Here is a 21,003-nt window from a genome sequence, read left to right as displayed (position 1 = left end):
GTTGGTACAAAAAATACCCGAAAAGCCAGCGGAAGTGACGTGGACTGACGACCAGTGGAAGGCAATCTATGCAAGCGGTCAGGATACACTTGTATCGGCTGCGGCAGGCTCCGGTAAAACGGCTGTTCTCATTAATCGCATGATTGAAAAGGTAGTAGCGACAGAGAATCCCATCAATGTCGACGAGTTACTTGTCGTAACATTTACCAATGCATCTGCTGCTGAGATGCGTCACCGTATGGCGGAGGCACTTGAAAAGGCTATTGCAGAAAATCCAACTTCCAACCATTTACGACGTCAGCTAAGCCTTGTCAATAAAGCACAAATTTCAACGCTGCATTCCTTCTGTTTAGCCATTGTTAAACAGTATGCCTATATGTTAGATATTGACCCAGGCTTTCGTATAGCGAATGAAGCGGAGGTTGCTTTGTTAAGGGACGATATATTAGCAGAAGTATTAGAAGATGCTTACGATTCTGAGGATGAAGCTCATGTTCAAGCAATCTACCGTCTTGTTGATAGCTTTACATCGGATCGTGATGATCAGGCTATTGAAACATTAATAAGCAAGCTTTATGATACGTCCCGTGTTCATGCAGAGCCTCAAAAATGGCTTCGTAGTCTACCAAGGACATATGACTTAGCAACGGACGTGACCATTGATGATTTAGAGCTGTCGAAATATGTGAAATTAACAGTCAAGCATAGTCTTGATGAGGCATTCGTTTTAATTTCTGAAATGCGTGCCATTACACTACAGCCCGAGGGACCTGCACCATATGCTGAAACCGCAGAAATGGACTTTGCCATGATTCAGGAAGGCATTCGCATTAGTCGTGAAGGAACGTGGCAGGAACTCTTTGATTATTTTGGTACGGTGAAATGGTCAACGTTAAAGCGTGTATCAAAGGATGCTTTAGTGGATGTGGAGCTGCAGGAGCTTGCCAAGAAAAAACGCGAGGCAGCTAAAAAAATTGTGAACAAGCTTAAAGAAACTTATTTCGTTCGGACACCTGCACGCTTACTTGAAGAAATACGATTAATGGGTCCGACAATCGGAACATTAGTCGAATTGACAAATGTTTTTAGTGAACAGTTCCGCATGGCAAAATTAGAACGAGGAATTATTGATTTCTCGGATTTAGAGCATTTCGCATTGCAAATTTTAACTGTAGAAGTCGAAGGTGAATTACAGCCTTCACCTGTTGCACTAGATTTAAAGCAACGTTTTAAAGAAGTGCTTGTTGATGAATACCAAGATACAAATATGCTTCAAGAAACAATATTGCAGCTTGTGAAAACAGGTAGTGAGCAAGATGGAAATCTTTTTATGGTTGGGGATGTAAAACAAAGTATATATCGTTTCCGTTTAGCAGAACCAAAGCTTTTTATGCGTAAGTATAGTGAGTTTCTAGAAACCCCAGATTTGACGGGAATGAGTATCGATTTAAACGCTAACTTCCGTAGTCGAAAAGAAGTGTTGCACGCTACAAATTATGTATTTGCACAAATTATGGGTGAGCGTGTTGGAGAAATTCTTTATGATGAAAATGCTTCACTAAAGCCAGCAGCACCGTATGATGATAAAGAAGTTCCGGTAGAGCTAGTCATCATGCATCCTCCAGAGGAAGAGGCGCTGGACGAAGAGGTAGAAGATAGTGCAAGCGACGCCTCGGAAATAGAGGAATTAAAAAAATCACAGTATGAGGCACGTTTTATCATTGACCGTATTCGGCAGATGATGGAGGATGGGACAACCGTATTCGATACAAAAACGAAGTCAGAACGTCCATTAAAATATAGTGATATTGTGATTTTAATGCGTTCAATGACATGGTCAACAGACTTAGTAGAGGAATTTAAGCTTGCGGGAATCCCTCTCTATGCGGAGTCCTCCAAAGGGTATTTTGATGCGCTTGAAGTCATGATTATACTGAATGTACTAAAAGTTGTCGATAATCCCTATCAGGATATTCCGTTAGCCTCAGTGCTACGTGCTCCATTTGTTGGTTTAACAGAAAATGAACTAGCGAAAATACGGCTAGCAGATACAAAAGCGCCATTCTATGATGCATTAAGGCAATTTATTCGCAGTGACGGGCATGGTGTGCAGTCTAACACCTTTGTGAAGCTTCAACGGTTTATGCTAGCATTTGAAAACTGGCGAGATTTAGCGCGACGTGCTTCACTGTCAGATTTAATTTGGAAAATTTATTTAGACACGCATTATTATGAGATGGTTGGGGCGATGCCGAATGGTAAGCAGCGTCAGGCCAACTTACGCATTTTACATGACCGTGCTTTAATGTATGAGAAAACAGCCTTTCGAGGACTATTTCGTTTTTTACGTTTTATTGATCGTATGCGTACGCGTGGGGATGATTTAGGAACAGCGAAATCGATTGGAGAAAAGGATGATGTTGTCCGACTTGTAACTATCCACTCTTCAAAAGGTTTGGAATACCCTGTTGTCTTTGTTGCAGGGATGGGGAGACCGTTTAATAAAATGGATTTCCACAATCCATATTTATTCGATCAAGATTTTGGCCTTGCAGTGAAGGCAATTGATCCAGAAAACCGTATTACGTATACATCTCTACCATTTTTAGCGCTGAAGGAGAAAAAGGAGCTTGAAATGCGTGCTGAGGAAATGCGTGTATTATACGTAGCAATGACACGTGCGAAGGAGCGACTTATTTTAGTAGGCTCCGTGAAAAATTGGAGTAAAACGCTCGATAACTGGCAGGATGCTCAAAGTTTACCGGTGGATGCCCCACTACAGGAGTATTTACGCGCGAGAGCTAATAGCTACTTTGATTGGCTTGGACCTGCAGTTGCTAGACATGCAGATTTTGCAACAATGGCTTCTTCCTCCTATAAGGCATCTGAGGATGTATCACATTGGTGGGTACGAGCTGTTGATACAAGCCATTTTGCGTATGACATACAGGCGTTAGAGGATGAGATACAGCCATTGCTAGAAACGCCAGAGGATGAATCTTTACTGTCGGAAATTACGATGCGCTTTCAAGCACAGTATGCATTTCAACAATCAACACAAAAACGTTCCAAAACATCTGTTAGTGAAATTAAGCGTTTAGAAAATCTACAGCGACAGGAGGAGCCTGAATATTACTTTTCAGCACCTTCCAAGCAAAAAACGACAACTATTGCGCCCCGTCCAACCTTTTTACAGGACAAACAGATGACAGGTGCAGAAATAGGAACAGCTGTCCATACAGTTATGCAGCATGTACCTCAAAACGGCTTTACGGATGTACAGGAAGTTAAGGAGTTTGTCGCTCATTTAGTTACAAGGCAGCTTCTGACCGAGGCTGAGGGCAAGGTTGTTCCATGGAAAAAAATATATAATTTCTTTACAACAGATATTGGACAACGCTTTAAAAAAGCAAAAACAATCCGAAGAGAACTGCCATTTACGATTAGTAGAGTAGATGAAGATGGCGACGCTCAAATTGTACAAGGAATTATTGATTGCTTATTTGAGGATGAAAATGGTGAATGGATTTTGCTTGATTATAAGACAGATCGTATCCAATCACATTTTGCTGAGGAACCAGCGCTAACGAAGGAACTTTTAGACCGATATGGTGTTCAGCTGAGAGTTTATAGTGAGGCGATTGAATCTATCCTTCAAATTAAAGTGAGTGATAAGGTTCTATATTTATTTGATATTGAACGGGCTATACAAGCATAAGTGAACACGGTGAAAACAGGGCTTATTGAAATAGTTTCAGATAACGGAATGACTGTTAGAGAGCCCTGTTTTCGCCATTTACATAGAGGAGGCTATTTTGTGGAGTTAAAACCGACAATGTTGCAGGAACGCATCGCAACATTAGATATTTTACGTGGTATTAGCTTACTAGGCATTTTACTCGTTAATATGTTTGCCTTTTATTTGCCAATGCCATACATTGATTTGGCATCTTGGTTTACAACACCGTCAGATATAGTGTGGCATCAAAATTTAGATATTTATGTACAAAGTAGCTTTTATCCACTGTTTGCCATGTTATTTGGCTATGGACTCGCTATGCAATGGCAGAAAGCACAAAGTCGTGAACAAAATTTTTATGCGATAGGACTGCGAAGACTTTCTGTATTATTTGTATTTGGCTTGATACATGCTGTGCTCATTTGGTGGGGCGACATTTTGATGATGTATGCATTTTGTGGCATTTTTTTATTGCTTTTACTACGTCTACATCCTATTTGGTTATTGTCAATCGGTATTATGATTAACGGTGTTATGCAAATTTTTATGCTATTTATTGTAGGGTATATTAATTTTAATACGAAAATTGATGAGTATTTAGATATCACTTCGGTAGAGCAGGCGATAACTGCTTACGGAACAGGCAGTTGGATGGATGCATTTATGCAACGTTTAACCGATTTATCTGTTCAGGCGGGGATCGGCATGTGGTTTGTGGCATTATTTACAATTTTACCATTTATGTTAATTGGTGCCGCAGCCTCTAAATGGCGTTTAGTGGAACGAGCGAAGGAGTTAAAATGGCTATGGCTGACATTAGCAATAGCTGGTTTAGCCATTGGTATTTTGATCAAGAGCTTACCGATCATGTTTACACGTACGTATTTATTAGACTACTTGAAAGGTTACATAGGTGGTCCAATTTTAGCAGTAGGCTACATCGGGCTCATCGTTTTACTTTGTTTACTTCCAGTTGTCTCAAAGCTACTTAGTCCTTTTGCAAAAATGGGACGCATGTCGTTAACGATGTACATCCTTCAATCGATCATTGGAACATGTCTATTTTATCAATTTGGATTTGGCTGGTATGGAAAAGTAAGCGTCGCAACAGGCGTGTTAATTGCAGTCAGTATTATTATCGTACAAATGATTGTGGCAGAAATTTGGCTAGCAAAATGGCAACAAGGTCCATTAGAGGCTTTATGGCGCAAATTAACTTATAAGGCGAAAATGAAAGCGGGTTAATTGTGTGGAGATGCTTGACTCTCTTATAAAAAGCGAGCAATCTGCGGTGAAAATCAGCCTTCATTTTCAATGTGACGGCAACATAAAGTGAATGAATGCGTCTTGTATAATAAGAATAATTAATTGCAATTTGGCTCATTATCAAAAGTTTGGGATAGCATTTGTTAAAACGTATGTTATGTAAATAAGTTGATTGTAGTGGAGACTGGGTGACTCCTCGGGGATCAGCGTCACAGATGAGACCCTAGAGCGAGCAACGCGAGTGAAGCGGCTCATCGGACGCCCCCAGGAAAGCGCCCAGCCGGAACGGAAATCAACCCCACGTTATGGTGATGAGCCCACAACTTAATAGGAATAAAAATAGTTATCACAAAAGTAAGGCAATTTCTATAATTTTGTTGTATCATGTAAAAAAAAGAAGGAGCTCTGAAAATCATGAAAATTTTATCATTTAAATTAGGTGGACATGTAAGCTTTGGACCAAAAGTAAAAAAAGAAGAAGCGGTATGGGATGTACTCGCTATTCAAAATGAACTTCAAGTTCTCCCTTCTTTTTCAAGTTCAATTGTAGATGGCATTGCTCTAGGCTTTGATTTTGTTGAACAGATTCGTAAATTAGTAGAAGCCGCTGAAAAATCAGATCGCGCTGATAGCTTCAAACATGAATTTACAGCGATCGAGTGGTTATCACCGATTCCACGTACACCAAAAAATATTATGTGTATTGGGAAAAACTATGATGAACATGCTAAAGAAATGGGTGCAGAAGCAGCTCCAATAGATTTAATGGTATTTACAAAATCTCCGACTGCTATTGCCGCTGATGGCCAAACAATATCTATCCATGCTGATCTTTCATCTAAAATGGATTATGAAGGCGAATTAGCCGTTGTCATCGGTAAACGTGGTAAAAATATTCCGAAAAACTTAGCATACGATTATGTATTTGGCTACACGATTGCCAATGATTTAACAGCTCGTGATTTGCAAGAAAAACATAAGCAATTCTTCTTAGGAAAAAGCTTGGAAGGAACTTGCCCGCTTGGACCTTACCTTGTAACAAAAGATGAAATTCCGAATCCACAAGATTTAACAGTGGTAACAAAAGTGAATGATGAAGTACGTCAAAATGGCTCAACAAAAGATATGATGTTCACTGTAGAATCATTAGTATCGATTTTATCTCAACATGTAACATTAGAGCCAGGTGATGTTATTTTAACGGGTACTCCAGCGGGGGTTGGTAAAGGCATGAATCCGCCACAATTCTTAAAAGCTGGTGATACAGTGAAAGTGTCTATTCAAGGCATCGGTACTTTAGTGAATCATTTTGAATAATTTTCTAAATCCGCGTGAGTTTACCTCCGCGGATTTTTAAGTTTATTAGGTGAGCACTATTGTAATGTTTGAAACCCTTTCCAACACATGGTAGGATAGAGTTTGATAGAAAAAAGAATATGAGGTGGGAAAAAAATGAATTTCTTAACTAGCCAGACGCATTTGCATATTACTACTTGGGTAGTTGCAATCGTAATCTTTTTAATTGCAGCATTAATGGGCAAGCAGTCAAAAGGCTTACATATGACATTACGTTTATTCTACATTTTAATCATCATTACTGGTGGGGCACTATTCATTAAAGGTATGGATTTTAATATGGGTATGCTCTACGGCTTTAAATTCCTAGGCGGTATTTTAGTTATTGGCATGATGGAAATGGTATTAGTTCGTCAAAAGAAAAATAAACCAACAGGTATGTTTTGGATTTTATTTGCAGTATTCTTATTGATTACATTATTCCTAGGCTTCAAATTACCAATGGGTCAAGATTTCTTAGCCTAATTTTGAAAAGTCGTGAAGTTTTCGCTTCACGGCTTTTTATATTTGGGGGAAGCAATTGCTTAGGTAGCTTGAAAAACTGATCGGGTCCCCCGACCAAGCCGATGAATATATTTTAAGGAGAAGTTGACACCTTTTTGCCGTAATTAATTTTGCATTTTCGGAAAATATTTTGAAATGATAGCGACGTGACTATTTTATTTGGTAAAATGACGATGGATTGGTTTGAAAGAGAGGGAATAAAAGTGAAATTTAAGAAGTGGATGAGTGCGACAGCTGCATCGCTCTTACTAGCAACTTCATTAGTGAGTGCTACACCAGTTGCACATGCTGATGAAGCGTCGACAAGAACGATTGCAGAAGAAAGCATCTATGATTTACTCGTTGACCGTTTCTTTAATGGTTCGGGCACTAACGATTTTGATACAAATACGCAAGACCCCACTAAGTTTGCAGGAGGCGATTTTGCAGGCTTACAGGATAAACTAAAATTTATCGGTGAGATGGGCTTTACAATCACTTCCATTGGCCCAGTTTTTTCCACTGAAAAATATGATGGATCGATGCCGACGAGCTACTCTACAATTGAACGTCATTTTGGGACATCTGAGGAGTTTCAAAGTGTCATTGAGGCCTATAAAGCTAAAAATGTATCGATCATGGTTGATTTCCCACTAAACAATGTAAGTCCGAATCATGAGTGGGCAAAAGATCCAGCGAAGAAGGATTGGATTGCTTCAACAAATAATGGACAAGTACAGTGGGACTTAACAAATAAAGATGTACAAAAAGCACTTATTAAATCAGTAACAGATTTTGTCTCTACATATGATGTTGGTGGGGTGCGTTTAACAAATATTACTGGTGTCGATACAGGATTTATCAATGCAGTGATTAAGGCATTAAAAGATGCAAAAAAATCGCTCTATGTGATTTCTAATGAAGAAAGTGATGCAAACTTTGATGCAAGCTTTGCACCGGCTACAGCTGATATTTACCGTAATATATTTAAAAATGTTGATATGGATTCTTCTAAGTTGATGGAACCTTTAAAAGGTGAGAAACCATCTCAGATTATGGTTGATTCCCTAGAAACGCGTCGTTTTACATTTGATTCTGCAACAGAAAATATGTTCCCACCAACGCGTTTGAAAATGGCGATGGGTGCTTTATTTATGATGCCAGGAATTCCAGTTGTGCAATATGGTACAGAAATTGCGATGAACGGGGAAACAAAGCCAGATACGCACCAAATATACAACTTTAAAACAGATACGGAATTAATCGACTATATTAAAAATGTCCAATCGTTACGTAATAAATCTGAAACATTACGCAACGGTGATTTTGAAGTTATTACAAATGAAAATGGCCTACTTGTATTTACGCGTACATCCGATAAAGAAAAATGGGTCATTATGGTTAACAATACTAGTAAAACACAACGCGTTGATTTAACACCTGCTCAGCTTGGAGAAGGTAAAATGCTAAATGGTATTATACATGAAGAAAAAGTTCGTATTAATGAAAAAGACGTGTATCCGGTTATTTTAAATCGTGAAATGGTAGAGATTTATCAAGTTAGAAATGATGAAGGTTTAAATGTACCTTATATGGTAGCACTAGGATTAGTATGGTTAATATTCATAGGATTTGTAGTTGCTATTATTAGACGAGGTAAAGTACGACGTAATGAACAAGATGCTCTAAAATAGAGGGGGTTTTTCATCCCTCATGATTTTACAGGCAGTTCATACAGGATAAAATGCTAAACCCCCTCAACACTTTTAAGTGCGGAGGGGGTTTTGTTAAGCTTGATAGCTTTTATTCGTAAAGAAGATGGCAATTGTACCTGGTCCTACGTGCGAGCCGATAGCTGAACCGATCATTGTTACTTGAATGGCTCTTGGTGAAAATTTTTCTTGGATAGAAGCCTTTACTTCGTTGGCAAAGTTTGCATCATCACTATGGCTAATACCAACAATTTTATCAGAAAAATTATCACCGCGCTCCTGCATTAAATCTAACATGCGAGCGATGGCTTTTTTGCGTCCGCGAGATTTTTCAATCGGCACAAGCTTACCATCTTCTACATTTAAAATAGGTTTAATGCTTAGGAGCCCTCCAAGAAATGCACTTGCCTTTGATACACGCCCACCTTTAGCGAGGTAATCTAAATCCTCTACCGTAAATAAGTGTTCCATTTGTGGGGTAAGTGCTGTAATTTTTGCTTCGATTTCCTCTAATGAAGCACCTGTATTTCGGAGTCGAACGGCTTCTACAACTACTAGACCAAAACCTAGCGAAGCACATTTTGAATCGATGATAGCTAATTTAAGGGATGGATATTGCTCCTGTACTTGATTGCGAATCATGACCGCAGTATTATAGGTGCCTGATAATTCCGAAGAAAAGGCAATGTAGATTCCTTCTTCTTCATTTTTCGCTAAATCTTCGAAATGCTTAAGAAAAAGCTCTGGTGATACTTGGGATGTTTTTGGGCGAGCACCTTGGCGAATAGCATCATAAATTTCTTTGGAATCAATCGAAATGACATCATCATATTCATTATCGTTTAGATGCACTCGTAGTGGAAGAAGCTCAATATTGTTTTCTTCGTAGTAAGACTTTGGTAAATCACATCCACTATCAGTAAAAATTTTCATCATTTGTCCCCCTAATTTAACGTTCTTTTAACTCTATATGAGAAGTTTTCAAATACCTATACTACATAATAGGCGAACAAGTGTCGAGATGTCACTTTCCACTCTATATTTCTACATAAATGTTATATAGATACAATATATCATATTGGGTTTCATTATAATTGTAACCCAGGAATAGTGATGTATTTTTAACTTCTTTCAGCGGGTGTCCAAACATCCGCTGAAATAGAGGAACTCAGTCTCAGAACGCCACGTCCTGTGGCAATTTATCTGTGCGAAAGCGAAGCGACAGCAGCAACAACAACACACGACTGAGTGAGTGACCTAAGTACCCATTGAATAAAGGGTACTCCTGAATAAAGTTACACTGAAAAAAATGGGATATACTACTTAACTAGGATAATTTCAAGCGTTCGATGAGTATTTTAGCGATTCCATCGTCATTATTGGTTGTGGTAATTTCATTGGCTATATTTTTTAAAGTAGGAATGCCATTGCCCATTGCTACACCAAGGCCGGCATAATCAATCATTTCTAAATCGTTATCTTCATCACCGAATGCAATAATACGCTCGCGCGGGATACCTAAATCTTTTGCTACATGAGCGATTCCCACTGCTTTATTTAAGCCGCGGCGAACAATCTCAATAATGTGAAGTGGCGCACCCCAGCGACGATGTTCTATGACCTCTGCATGAACAGCCTGTAAATGATCACGAATAATCATTGAATTCACTTCATTAGCTTGAATCAGTAAACTAGTTGGGTTATCACGTAAATGGGTATAGAGATCCCCAAGAGTAATTTTTGGATTCCCCATATTAAAAATATTTAATATCCGTTCATCCTCTGTATGCACATAAATATCGTCCTTAACCTCGGCAATAATATTTTCATATTCATAGCTATTGATGGATTCGACGACATTATGCACTACGCTTAAATCAATAGGGGTATGCATAGTCTGCCAAGCAGCATTTTTTGGATGGTGGACGTAAGCACCATTAAAATTCACGATGGGCGTTGTAAGGCCAAGCTCGTGATAATATATATCACTCGCACGATAAGGACGACCTGTAGCAATCATCACTTGATGACCTTGTTCCTTTGCCTGCAATAATGTTTTTTTAGTTTTGGCTGAAATTTGTTGTTGGTCCGTTAATAACGTACCATCTAAGTCTAAAACGATTAAATGAGGTTTCATAGCTCATAGCCCCTTTCCTATAATTTGAATACTATCTCTTTGTAAACCATTCGTCAAAATTTTGTCACATTGAGAAAAGTTTGCTAACATAAAGATGAGACAAAAATTGGGAGTGACAAAGATGATTGTTGAGAAAGAATTGTGGGGAAATATTCCTTTATTACATATACATACGGAAAATATGAATGATGAAACCCCGGTAGTGATTTTCTTACATGGTTTTATGAGTGCGAAAGAACATAATTTACATTATGCATATCAATTAGTAGGCAATGGGGTGCGTGTCCTATTACCAGATGCAAAATTACATGGCGACCGTAGTGAAGGCCTATCTGAGATGAAAATGAGCTTACATTTTTGGGATATTGTTTTAAATTCTATTCATGAAGTTGAACAATTATATAATGAATTAAAGAATAAAAAATTATTAGTGAATGATAACATTGGCGTTGCTGGTACATCGATGGGTGGAATTGTAACATCAGGCTGTTTAAAGCATTATGATTGGATCAAAACAGCTGCAGTATGTATGGGTGCACCAGGTTTTATTAAATTAGGTGAATATCAATTACAGCAATTCACTAATAACGGTGTTAATTGGCCAATGTCTGAAAAAGAGGTAGAGCAAACAAATGAGTTGCTAGCAAAATATGATATTAGCCTAACACCAGAAAAATTTGCAGGACGACCTGTACTATTTTGGCATGGGGAATTAGATAAAACTGTACCTTTCAAAGATACGTATAATTTTTATTTAACTTTATGCCAATACTATGAAACAAATCCGGAAGACTTGAAATTTTTAGCTAATAAAAAAGCGGGTCATGCTGTGTCACGAGACGGTATGTTGGCAGCAACTGAATGGCTTGCACAACATTTGGCATAATAAGATGCATCTGCTATGATTAAGTTAACACTGTGACGGAAGGAGAAATACAGATGGATCAAGATATGAAAGACAGCATGTTCGGTGCATTAGAAAATGTAATTGACCCTGAGCTTGGTATTGATATCGTCAACTTAGGTTTAGTATATGATGTAGAGTTAGATGAAGAGGGTGCAGCAACCGTTACAATGACGTTAACGTCTATGGGTTGCCCAATGGGACCTGTTATTGTCGATCAAGTGAATACGGCATTAGGTGAGCTTCCGGAGGTAAAAAGTACAAACGTCAACATTGTATGGAATCCACCTTGGTCAAAAGATAAAATGTCACGCTATGCAAAAATGGCATTAGGTGTACGCTAAGTCCACTTAAAGCACAATAAAAAATCCCCGCTTGCAACAGTTGAAGTGAGCGGGGATTTTTGCTGTCGAAAAACTATAGTTTCAATGAAATTAAGGTGTCAAAAAAAGTATGGCTCTCTGCAAAATGTGTGGTTGATTTCCGTTCCGGCTGGGCGCTTTGTAGCTGACGCTTCGCTTTCGCACAGAGCAGAGCTTCCTGGGGGCGTCCGATGAGCCGCTTCACTCGCGACGCTCGCTCCAGGGTCTCGGGCCAACACGATGTTGGTCACGAAGGCGTTATCACAGGATGTGATGGTTTTAGCCTTCGTTCCTCTATTGCTATTCCCCAAGGAGTCACCCAGCCTCCACCCCAATCAACTACTTCTCTTAGTATGCATCTTCTGGCATGTTACTTTAGTTTATAGCGATAAAACGAAACTTCAGCAATGTTTTTATGTGCGAAAGCGGAGCGTCAGCAAGATTAGGTGTACAATAGCATTACTGTTATAAATTTCTTCTGTTTGATTATGGTGAGTAGCCATAGCGTTCACTTTTGAAATAATATAAAATTTATAAAAGTTCTACGTTATCGCTGATTGGAGTGGAAGGCTACTCGACTCCCGTGGGAAAGCGAGACAGGCGAGACCCTGCACGGAGCGTAGCGGAGGAAGCGGCTCGACGCTCGCCCACAGGAAAGCGAGTAGCCTGGAACGGAAATCCCCCTCATTTAAAGATTAAAATATTCACAATGATTTCCTTGATCATTATATGAAATCCCCACTTACAACTCATAAGCGGGGATTTTGCATGTAACGAATTAATCGATACGACATATTTGTAACGGACAATTCTCACAGGCGATTTCATCCTTTAAAAATTGTAGATCGTGAATGGTAATATAACCTTTTTCGAAAGATATAATATTGTGCTTCTTTAAGTCATTAAGCATGCGATTAATCATCTCTCTACTCGTCGCACATAAATTAGCGATTTCTGTATTTGTTAACGGTAAGTCAATATAAATAGTGTCGTTTTCAATAGGCTTACCATAAGTATTCGAAAGACGGATGATTGTTGAAAATAAAGCGCCCTTTTTACCATTTAAAACTAAATCACGCAAACGACTTTGATGCTTTAAATTTTCTGTTTGCAACCACTTCATATATTCCACCATTAAATCAGGTTGTTCCACTAATAAAAGTTCCAATGATTCACGGCTTAGAACATATAAACTGGAGCGCTCTAATACTTTAGCAGTCATAGAATTATACGTAAGATTACAAAATAATGCGTCTTCTCCAATAATACTATCTGGACCACAAATACGAATGGTTAGTTCCTTTCCATTCTCCGTTTCCTGACTAATCGAGATGGCTCCTGTTTTTATATAATAAATTTCTTTCGCACGTTCGCCCTCTAAAAAAATTTTATTATCCTTATTTACTTTAATAAAAATACCGTGCTTTTGAAAAAGATTGTGAAATTTCTCTTGCATATTGTCCATTATAACCATATCTCCAACACATCGCTTTCTTTTTGTAAAAATGTCGAATTATTACAAAAGAATGGTGAACAATTTCGATACTAAATCTAAGAAACATAGTCTTATTATAACGTAATTTTCCAGTTATAAGGGGAGAAATTTCAGGGCAAATTCTTTGCTAAGGTTTGTCGTATGTTGTAAAATAAAGTTAGTCAAAAAAGGTCAAACATTTTTTCTTAAAACAGAATGGCAAACGGGATTCCGCTTAACATTATTGAAAAGGAGTGCTAAATATGCAATTTCAACAAACAAATGACAAAAAACCATTAGAACAATTTGGACGTAATTTAATAGATGAAGTAAAAAACGGTAAAATGGATCCGGTAATCGGCCGAGATGAAGAAATTCGTAATGTTATTCGTATTTTAACTCGCAAAACGAAAAATAATCCTGTCTTAATAGGTGAGCCAGGGGTTGGTAAAACAGCTATTGTAGAAGGGTTAGCCCAACGTATCGTAAAGGGTGATGTGCCTGAGGGATTAAAGGACTGTGTACTGTATGAGTTGGATATGAGTGCCTTAATAGCAGGTGCTAGTTATCGTGGCCAATTTGAAGAGCGCTTAAAAGGTGTTTTAAAAGAAGTAAAAGAATCAGAGGGGCGCATTATTTTATTTATCGATGAAATTCATACAATTGTTGGTGCAGGCAAAACGGATGGTGCAATGGACGCTGGGAATATGCTAAAGCCAATGCTTGCACGAGGTGAGCTACATTGTATCGGGGCTACAACATTAGATGAATACCGTATGTATATTGAAAAAGATCCTGCTTTAGAGCGTCGTTTCCAACAAGTGCTTGTACGTGAGCCGTCTATTGAAGATACAGTTTCCATTTTACGAGGCTTGAAAGAGCGCTTTGAGTTACATCATGCAGTACGCATTCATGACCGTGCGATTGTAGCGGCAGCAGAGCTTTCAAATCGCTATATTACAGAGCGTTTCCTGCCAGATAAGGCCATCGATTTAATCGATGAAGCATGTGCGATGATTCGAACAGAAATTGACTCCATGCCACAGGAATTGGATGCAGTAACGCGCCGTATTATGCAGCTTGAAATTGAGGAGCAAGCGTTACGTAAGGAAAAAGACGAGGCAAGTAAAAAGCGTCTAGAGCAACTCAGTGAAGAATTAACAAAGCTTAAAGAATCCTCTGGGGGTATGCGTAAACAATGGGAAACTGAAAAAGAAGCGTTACAAGGCATTCAGAAAAAACGTGAAAAACTTGATAAATACCGCCGTGACTTAGATGAAGCAGAAAGTAAATATGATTTAAATAAAGCAGCCGAACTACGTCATGGGAAAATTCCTACACTTGAAAAGGACATTCAAGAGATGGAAAAACAATTAGAGAATGGTACGGAATCACGTATTTTACGTGAAGAGGTAACAGCTGAAGAAATCGCCTCTATTGTTTCACGCTGGACAGGTATACCAGTGACGAAATTAGTAGAAGGTGAGCGTGAAAAATTATTACGCTTAAAAGATACATTGCATGAACGTGTTGTTGGACAAGATAATGCTGTTCAGCTTGTCACAGAAGCGGTATGGCGTGCTCGAGCTGGTATTAAAGACCCGCATCGTCCAATTGGTAGCTTTTTATTTCTAGGGCCAACAGGTGTTGGTAAAACAGAGCTTGCAAAGGCACTAGCGGCACAGCTGTTTGATTCTGAGGACCATTTTATTCGCATTGATATGAGTGAGTATATGGAGAAACATAGTGTATCACGTCTTGTAGGGGCACCTCCAGGCTATATTGGCTATGAAGAAGGTGGACAATTAACGGAAGCTGTTCGCCGAAATCCATATTCAGTTGTATTATTAGATGAAATTGAAAAGGCCCACCCTGATGTTGCGAATATTTTACTGCAAATTTTGGATGATGGACGCATTACGGATAGCCAAGGTCGTATGGTCAACTTTACGAACACAGTGGTCATTTTAACTTCTAACATTGGCTCAAGCTATTTAATGGAAGCAAAAGAAGACGATGTTGCAGTTGAGGATTTAGTGATGGCTGCACTGCGTCAACACTTTAAACCAGAACTGTTAAATCGTATGGATGATATTATTATGTTCCATGCACTAACAGATGAGCATTTTACAGCCATTGCATGGAAATATATCGAACAGCTTGTGAAACGAGTTGCAGAGCAAGACATTACTTTACAAGTAGAACAAAATGTAATTGATTGGGTTGTAGAACAAGGAGCAGATGCTCAGTTCGGCGCAAGACCGCTAAAACGCTTCGTGCAACGTTATATTGAAACTGCTGTTGCAAAAGAATTGCTTCGAGGTGAAGTATTACCAGGAGAAATATTGCATATTAGAATGCATGATGGTCAATGTATCGTTGAAAAATAACAAAAAAACCTGTTCCGCATTGAGCGGAACAGGTTTTTTCTAGTTGAATTAATGATTGTCTGCAGCTTCTGGAGTTGACTCGTTTGGAATAACTGCACCGATAATGAAAACAAGAAATGTAAATACAACTGATGTGACAACAGCAGTTTGGAAATCAAAATCTACACCAAGTACAGAGCTTACTACGTAGTTTAACATTGAAACTAGTAGGAATGACCATATGAATGTTACGATATATTGCATTAATTTCACCTCAACCGAACTTTTTTATATCATTATCATATCATAACATAAATCGAAAAAAAAAGAACCTTTTCTGTGAAACATGGCGAATTTGTCACAACGATAACCTTGCTTTTGTACTTGCATGCAATTTCAGTAGGATCGACGAAATTCGAAGACGTCACAAATGCTGATTGCTAGGGAGTGTCCGTGGGAAGTCGTTCTATTCGTAGTCGAGCCGATTAAAGTAAAAAGCATTAATTTTAATTCATCTTACCCCTGTCCTTCATTATGAGTTTGACGAGTTATTATAGGCAATTGTGTCCTTTGAATAACCCTCATTGGATAAAAAATTAGCATGGTTCATACTCGCTCCAATTTTATTTTATGGAGTAAAAGGGTTAGCGTATGGCTATCTATTATTCAAACCAATGTTGTAGTTCTAAGCTATCTCATACCGAGGTGGCTTATTGGGGTCAGCTGTGCGTTGGTTATTTTTAATTTGAAACTTTTTTACGTACCATTCGTATTAGTATTATAACTAGACCATTTGAATTGATAGAATTGAAAAAAGGGAGAAATGAATTTTTGAACCATTGAATGAAACAATTACTTTTTGTGATTTACTTGATTACCATTGCGGATGCGTATTACTCAACATTATTTATTGAACCAAAAACACCACCGCAACACCAGACGATTAAAGCGTCGGCCATTACGTTGACACAACTACGGTAGCAAACCCAACAAAAAGAAACGTACAACACGTCGTTTGAAACCTTTTGGGCTGCAACCCATCAAGCGATTTCTTCAGGGTACTAAGTGTTCCAAAGAGAACGTGATCCTTAACGGCCTATTAGAGAATAGATTGGACGTACGCAGATTCATGCGAGAGCCACCTTTCATCTTTTTACGATATCGACTTTTAAGTTGTTGATAATATATGTTAGCAATTGTTAGGCTAAAGCTGCAGATCTATTTGCAGCTTTTTTTCATTAACCGCTATTATTAAATTTTTCAGCCTAACTTATCCTAAAAATACGCTTTTTCTTGCATCAGTTCTAAAAGTTGGAGATGACATTTGTTAAATTGTATGCCATGTATATAAGTTGATTGAAGACCATTGATACTACTAGTTTTAAGACGTTAAATTTAATTCATCTTGCACCTCTCCTTCGTTATGAGTTATAATTATGACCAGTTACTAATAATTGATAGTAAGAAAGCAGAGGGGTGTTGCTAAATGAACGCTGGTATTATAGGAATTGGCAAATACGTTCCGGAGAAGGTCGTTACAAATTTTGATTTAGAAAAAATAATGGATACTTCGGATGAATGGATTCGAACTCGCACAGGGATAGAAGAACGTCACTTTGCTGCAGATGATCAGGAAACTTCAGATTTAGCAGTAGCAGCTGCAAAAGAGGCTATTGCAAAAGCGGGTATTACACCAGAGGAAATAGGCTTAATCCTTGTAGCGACTGTAACACAAGATCAAAATTTTCCAAGCGTAGCATGTATGGTTCAGGAGCAAATCGGAGCAGTTAATGCAGCTGCGATGGATCAAGCGGCTGCTTGTGCAGGATTTATATATAGTTTAGTGACAGCAAAGCAATTTGTAGAATCAAATGCTTATAAATATGTCTTAGTAGTAGGTGTTGAAAAGCTGTCGAAAGTACTCGATTGGGAAGATCGCAATACTGCTGTATTATTCGGTGACGGTGCAAGTGCAGCGATTGTTGGTCCAGTATCAGAAGGTAGAGGTATTTTATCATTTGAGCTTGGAGCTGACGGTACAGGTGGTAAGAACTTGTATTTAACACAGCAGGACACAATCGCTATGAATGGCCGTGAAGTCTTTAAATTTGCTGTTCGTCAAATGGGTGAATCTGCAGTAAACGTTTTAGAAAAAGCAGGTTTAACAAAAGAAGACGTAGATTTTTTAGTGCCGCATCAGGCGAATATTCGAATTATGGAATCAGCTCGTGAGCGTCTAGAGCTACCACCGGAAAAAATGTCAAAAACGATTCACAAATATGGGAATACGTCGGCAGCATCTATTGGTATTTCCTTGGTAGATGAGCTTGAAGCAGGTAAGATAAAAGATGATGATATATTAGTACTTGTTGGATTTGGCGGTGGCTTAACATGGGGCGCCGTTACAATAAGATGGGGAAAATAAAAACGAAAAATGCTTGAGGGGAGTAAGACAATGAGTAAACGACGAGTAGTAATTACAGGAATTGGCGCAGTTACACCACTAGGAAATAGCATCGAAGAAACATGGGCTAACATTAAAGCAGGAAAATCAGGCGTTGGCGAGTTAACACGTTTAAATAAAGATCTTTTCGCAGCAAAAATTGCCGCTGAAGTGAAAGATTTTAATATAGAAAAGTATATCGAGCGTAAAGAAGCACGTAAAATGGATCGCTTTACACAGTATGCTTTAGCAGCGTCCATCATGGCGATGGAAGATGCACAATTAACAATCGATGAAGAGCTAGCACCACGAGCAGGTGTCTGGATTGGCTCTGGAATCGGTGGTATGGAAACATACGAACAACAATTTTTAACATTCCAAGAGCGCGGAGCAAGACGTGTAAGTCCATTCTTCATTCCAATGATGATTCCGGATATGGCTTCGGGCCAAGTGTCGATTCACTTTGGGGCAAAGGGCATTAACTCTTGTTCAGTAACGGCTTGTGCTTCAGGTACAAACTCCATTGGGGATGCTTTTAAAGTAATTGAACGTGGCGATGCAGATGTTATGATTACTGGTGGTGCAGAGTCACCAATCGTTACGATGGCAGTAGCAGGCTTCTGTGCAAATACTGCATTATCTTTAAATACAGACCCAGAAACAGCTTGCCGTCCATTCGATAAAAATCGCGATGGTTTCATTATCGGTGAAGGTGCGGGTATTGTTATTTTGGAAGAGTATGAGCACGCAAAAGCACGCGGTGCAAAAATCTACGCAGAAGTTCTTGGCTATGGTGCAACAGGAGATGCACATCATATTACAGCTCCAGCTCCAGAAGGGGAAGGTGCTTCTCGTGCAATGATGCAAGCATTATCTGATGGCGGTGTAGAAGCTTCACAAGTTGACTATATTAACGCACATGGAACAAGTACACCATACAATGATTTATTTGAAACACAGGCTGTAAAAACTGTTTTTGGTGAACATGCCTATAAGCTTGCAATGAGTTCTACAAAATCAATGACAGGTCACTTATTAGGCGCAGCTGGTGGAGTTGAAGCTATTTTCACAGCGCTAGCACTGAAAGAAGGCATTTTACCACCAACAATTAATTTAACAGACGCAGATCCAGAATGTGATTTAGATTATGTACCGAATGAAGCTCGAACTGCAGATATTAAATATGCTATGAGTAACTCACTTGGGTTTGGTGGACACAACGCTAGTCTACTATTCAAAAAAATCGAGGAATAAAAAACTTTAATAACTTTAATCAGTGGGGGGTCTTCATCTTCCACTGATTTTTAGTATTCACCAAGTCTCTTCTGCAAAACGAGAGGTTGATTTCCGTTCCGACTGGGCGCTTCATAGAAAGTATATGAAACTATCCAAGCAAGAACTTGTCGAAAGACTTATTCAAACTGAATAATATATTGCTGATAATGAAACAATATGGGTTTCGGCCCATTTTGTTTCATTCAAGTAGTATAAAGAGACAGCTATTGCTGTCTCTTTATACACTAAAGCTACCCGTTTGTTTAATAAGAACAGCGATGCTTCTTCAACAATCGCTTCCGATTGTTTCTGTAAAGTCATCCGTTTATTTCATTCATTTACTTTGCCTTGAGTTCTAGGTGCTTATTCCCCTACCATACCGTCGTTATCATTGTCTTTCATATAGGGGTATAACCAGTGATCACTCGTTATTGGCATGCTATAACCTGCTGCTTTTGCTTCTTTAATCGTTACTTGACCATTGCCATCTGTATCAACACTAGAAATATCTTCAGTGCCATTCAAAGCATTGGACTTATTAGAACTTGTTGACTTATTTGAGTTAGTTGATTTACTTGATTTACTTGATTTATTTTCAGTTAATCCTAGAGATTTATTTATTTTATCAGGGTTGCCGTTATCAAACTCATCTACAATTTTATTCCCTTTTAAAGTGTAAGTGTACTTGTAATGAGTAGGAATCTGAGTTTCCGTATTAGGATATGTGATTATTGCTTCAAAATTAGTAGCGCCACCAGCTTTACGAATAGCGTCTTCCATATATGCTTGATCACCATGTCGGTTAAGCGTACTATCTTGTGGCGTAATATTATAAGCATTTGATACCCCACCAAGAGAATCTGCAATAATATGTCCTTCATCTAAATCTGCTCTTTCGACACCAGGAACTTTTGCTTCATCAGCGTAATATCTGCCAGACGATGTGACAGGTTCGGTACGATCATCTTGTAGAACGATTTCGTTAGCAATGACACGGACTATTTGCCCGTGTTCATTCGTAAAGGACCAATACTCTCGGTCCCCAAAACCAATGTCAACGACGACGTTAGGTTCGCGATGTCCAGACAAATCACCACCATCAACTTTAATTAGTTTGTAACCTTTGAACAGTTGATCTTTTGATTGTGTTGATGTTTCCTTTACTACTTGTTTTTCAGTCGTAGTTTTTTCTTTTTCACTATTTTTTGTAGTTACTTCTTGTGAATCAGCTTTCCCATCAGTATTCGATACATCTTTTACGTTAGTACAACCAACTATAAAGATGGCAGTTAAAAGTAAGATTAAATAGTTTATTTTCTTTTTCATTTTAGGACTCCTAATATTTTTTTACTGAACATTCTAGAGATCTTTGAATAAAACATGTTGAATTATATCTATTATGGAAGGAACTTAGGTACTTCCTGTAAGCCTGTTAGCATTCATACGCCTGTAACGTATCATGGATTTTCATATTAGCTAGTCT

16 protein-coding genes are annotated in these 21,003 nt (G+C 38.5%); 10 read left to right on the top strand and 6 right to left on the bottom strand.

The annotated features are described in order from the left end of the window. The first annotated feature begins 1 nt into the window (after nucleotide 1). The 5 genes from addA (at nucleotide 2) to AMS59_RS10100 (ending at nucleotide 8,538) form a co-directional block, all read left to right on the top strand. On the top strand, nucleotides 2-3,718 hold the full coding sequence (gene addA / locus AMS59_RS10120) for a helicase-exonuclease AddAB subunit AddA (protein ID WP_053483607.1): 3,717 nt from the start codon (nucleotides 2-4) through the stop codon (nucleotides 3,716-3,718). Between the two features lie 99 nt (nucleotides 3,719-3,817). Next, a complete protein-coding gene (locus AMS59_RS10115; protein WP_053483606.1) occupies nucleotides 3,818-4,984 on the top strand; it encodes a DUF418 domain-containing protein in 1,167 nt (388 codons plus the stop codon). Between the two features lie 435 nt (nucleotides 4,985-5,419). Next, a complete protein-coding gene (locus AMS59_RS10110) occupies nucleotides 5,420-6,322 on the top strand; it encodes a fumarylacetoacetate hydrolase family protein (RefSeq protein ID WP_053483605.1) in 903 nt (300 codons plus the stop codon). A 135-nt stretch (nucleotides 6,323-6,457) separates the two neighbouring features. Continuing rightward, entirely contained in the window at nucleotides 6,458-6,826 is a 369-nt protein-coding gene (locus AMS59_RS10105) for a YisL family protein (RefSeq protein WP_053483604.1), read from the top strand. Nucleotides 6,827-7,068: 242 nt separating this feature from the next. Further along, nucleotides 7,069-8,538 carry an alpha-amylase family glycosyl hydrolase gene (locus tag AMS59_RS10100; RefSeq protein WP_053483603.1) on the top strand — a complete coding sequence of 490 codons (1,470 nt, stop codon included), beginning with the start codon at nucleotides 7,069-7,071 and terminating at the stop codon, nucleotides 8,536-8,538. Between the two features lie 93 nt (nucleotides 8,539-8,631). Here AMS59_RS10100 and AMS59_RS10095 read toward each other — a convergent pair whose 3' ends face one another. Then, nucleotides 8,632-9,489, bottom strand: a complete 858-nt coding sequence (locus AMS59_RS10095) for a DegV family protein (RefSeq protein WP_053483602.1) — start codon at nucleotides 9,487-9,489, stop codon at nucleotides 8,632-8,634. Nucleotides 9,490-9,883: 394 nt separating this feature from the next. Beyond that, entirely contained in the window at nucleotides 9,884-10,693 is an 810-nt protein-coding gene (locus AMS59_RS10090; RefSeq protein ID WP_053483601.1) for a Cof-type HAD-IIB family hydrolase, read from the bottom strand. Between the two features lie 121 nt (nucleotides 10,694-10,814). Between AMS59_RS10090 and AMS59_RS10085 the strand changes: the two genes are divergently transcribed. Both AMS59_RS10085 and AMS59_RS10080 read left to right on the top strand, forming a co-directional pair. Next, nucleotides 10,815-11,579, top strand: coding sequence for a prolyl oligopeptidase family serine peptidase (locus AMS59_RS10085; RefSeq protein ID WP_053483600.1), 765 nt, complete (start codon nucleotides 10,815-10,817; stop codon nucleotides 11,577-11,579). 53 nt (nucleotides 11,580-11,632) lie between these two features. Next, on the top strand, nucleotides 11,633-11,941 hold the full coding sequence (locus AMS59_RS10080) for a metal-sulfur cluster assembly factor (protein WP_053483599.1): 309 nt from the start codon (nucleotides 11,633-11,635) through the stop codon (nucleotides 11,939-11,941). A 796-nt stretch (nucleotides 11,942-12,737) separates the two neighbouring features. On the opposite strand, the gene AMS59_RS10070 is transcribed toward AMS59_RS10080, so the two are convergent. Then, nucleotides 12,738-13,424, bottom strand: coding sequence for a Crp/Fnr family transcriptional regulator (locus AMS59_RS10070; protein WP_053483597.1), 687 nt, complete (start codon nucleotides 13,422-13,424; stop codon nucleotides 12,738-12,740). Nucleotides 13,425-13,696: 272 nt separating this feature from the next. Here AMS59_RS10070 and AMS59_RS10065 point away from each other — a divergent pair, with 272 nt between their 5' ends. Then, nucleotides 13,697-15,823, top strand: coding sequence for an ATP-dependent Clp protease ATP-binding subunit (locus AMS59_RS10065; RefSeq protein ID WP_082337448.1), 2,127 nt, complete (start codon nucleotides 13,697-13,699; stop codon nucleotides 15,821-15,823). Between the two features lie 48 nt (nucleotides 15,824-15,871). Here AMS59_RS10065 and AMS59_RS10060 read toward each other — a convergent pair whose 3' ends face one another. Then, complete coding sequence (locus tag AMS59_RS10060; protein WP_053483596.1) at nucleotides 15,872-16,066, bottom strand: YjzD family protein; 195 nt, start codon at nucleotides 16,064-16,066, stop codon at nucleotides 15,872-15,874. A 1,222-nt stretch (nucleotides 16,067-17,288) separates the two neighbouring features. Between AMS59_RS10060 and AMS59_RS10055 the strand changes: the two genes are divergently transcribed. Together AMS59_RS10055 and fabF are read left to right on the top strand one after the other, a co-directional pair. Continuing rightward, nucleotides 17,289-18,227, top strand: coding sequence for a beta-ketoacyl-ACP synthase III (locus AMS59_RS10055; protein WP_053483595.1), 939 nt, complete (start codon nucleotides 17,289-17,291; stop codon nucleotides 18,225-18,227). Between the two features lie 30 nt (nucleotides 18,228-18,257). Then, nucleotides 18,258-19,499, top strand: coding sequence for a beta-ketoacyl-ACP synthase II (fabF, locus tag AMS59_RS10050; RefSeq protein WP_053483594.1), 1,242 nt, complete (start codon nucleotides 18,258-18,260; stop codon nucleotides 19,497-19,499). Between the two features lie 162 nt (nucleotides 19,500-19,661). On the opposite strand, the gene AMS59_RS10045 is transcribed toward fabF, so the two are convergent. Both AMS59_RS10045 and AMS59_RS10040 read right to left on the bottom strand, forming a co-directional pair. Further along, nucleotides 19,662-19,841, bottom strand: coding sequence for a hypothetical protein (locus tag AMS59_RS10045; RefSeq protein ID WP_053483593.1), 180 nt, complete (start codon nucleotides 19,839-19,841; stop codon nucleotides 19,662-19,664). Between the two features lie 42 nt (nucleotides 19,842-19,883). Further along, on the bottom strand, nucleotides 19,884-20,846 hold the full coding sequence (locus AMS59_RS10040) for a DNA/RNA non-specific endonuclease (protein WP_053483592.1): 963 nt from the start codon (nucleotides 20,844-20,846) through the stop codon (nucleotides 19,884-19,886). Nucleotides 20,847-21,003 lie beyond the last annotated feature (157 nt).

The organism is Lysinibacillus sp. FJAT-14745, assembly GCF_001275675.1.
Classification (GTDB): Bacteria; Bacillota; Bacilli; order Bacillales_A; family Planococcaceae; genus Lysinibacillus.
The sequence above is the reverse complement of the archived record's forward strand: the minus strand, read 5'-3'. Positions and strand labels throughout refer to the sequence as shown.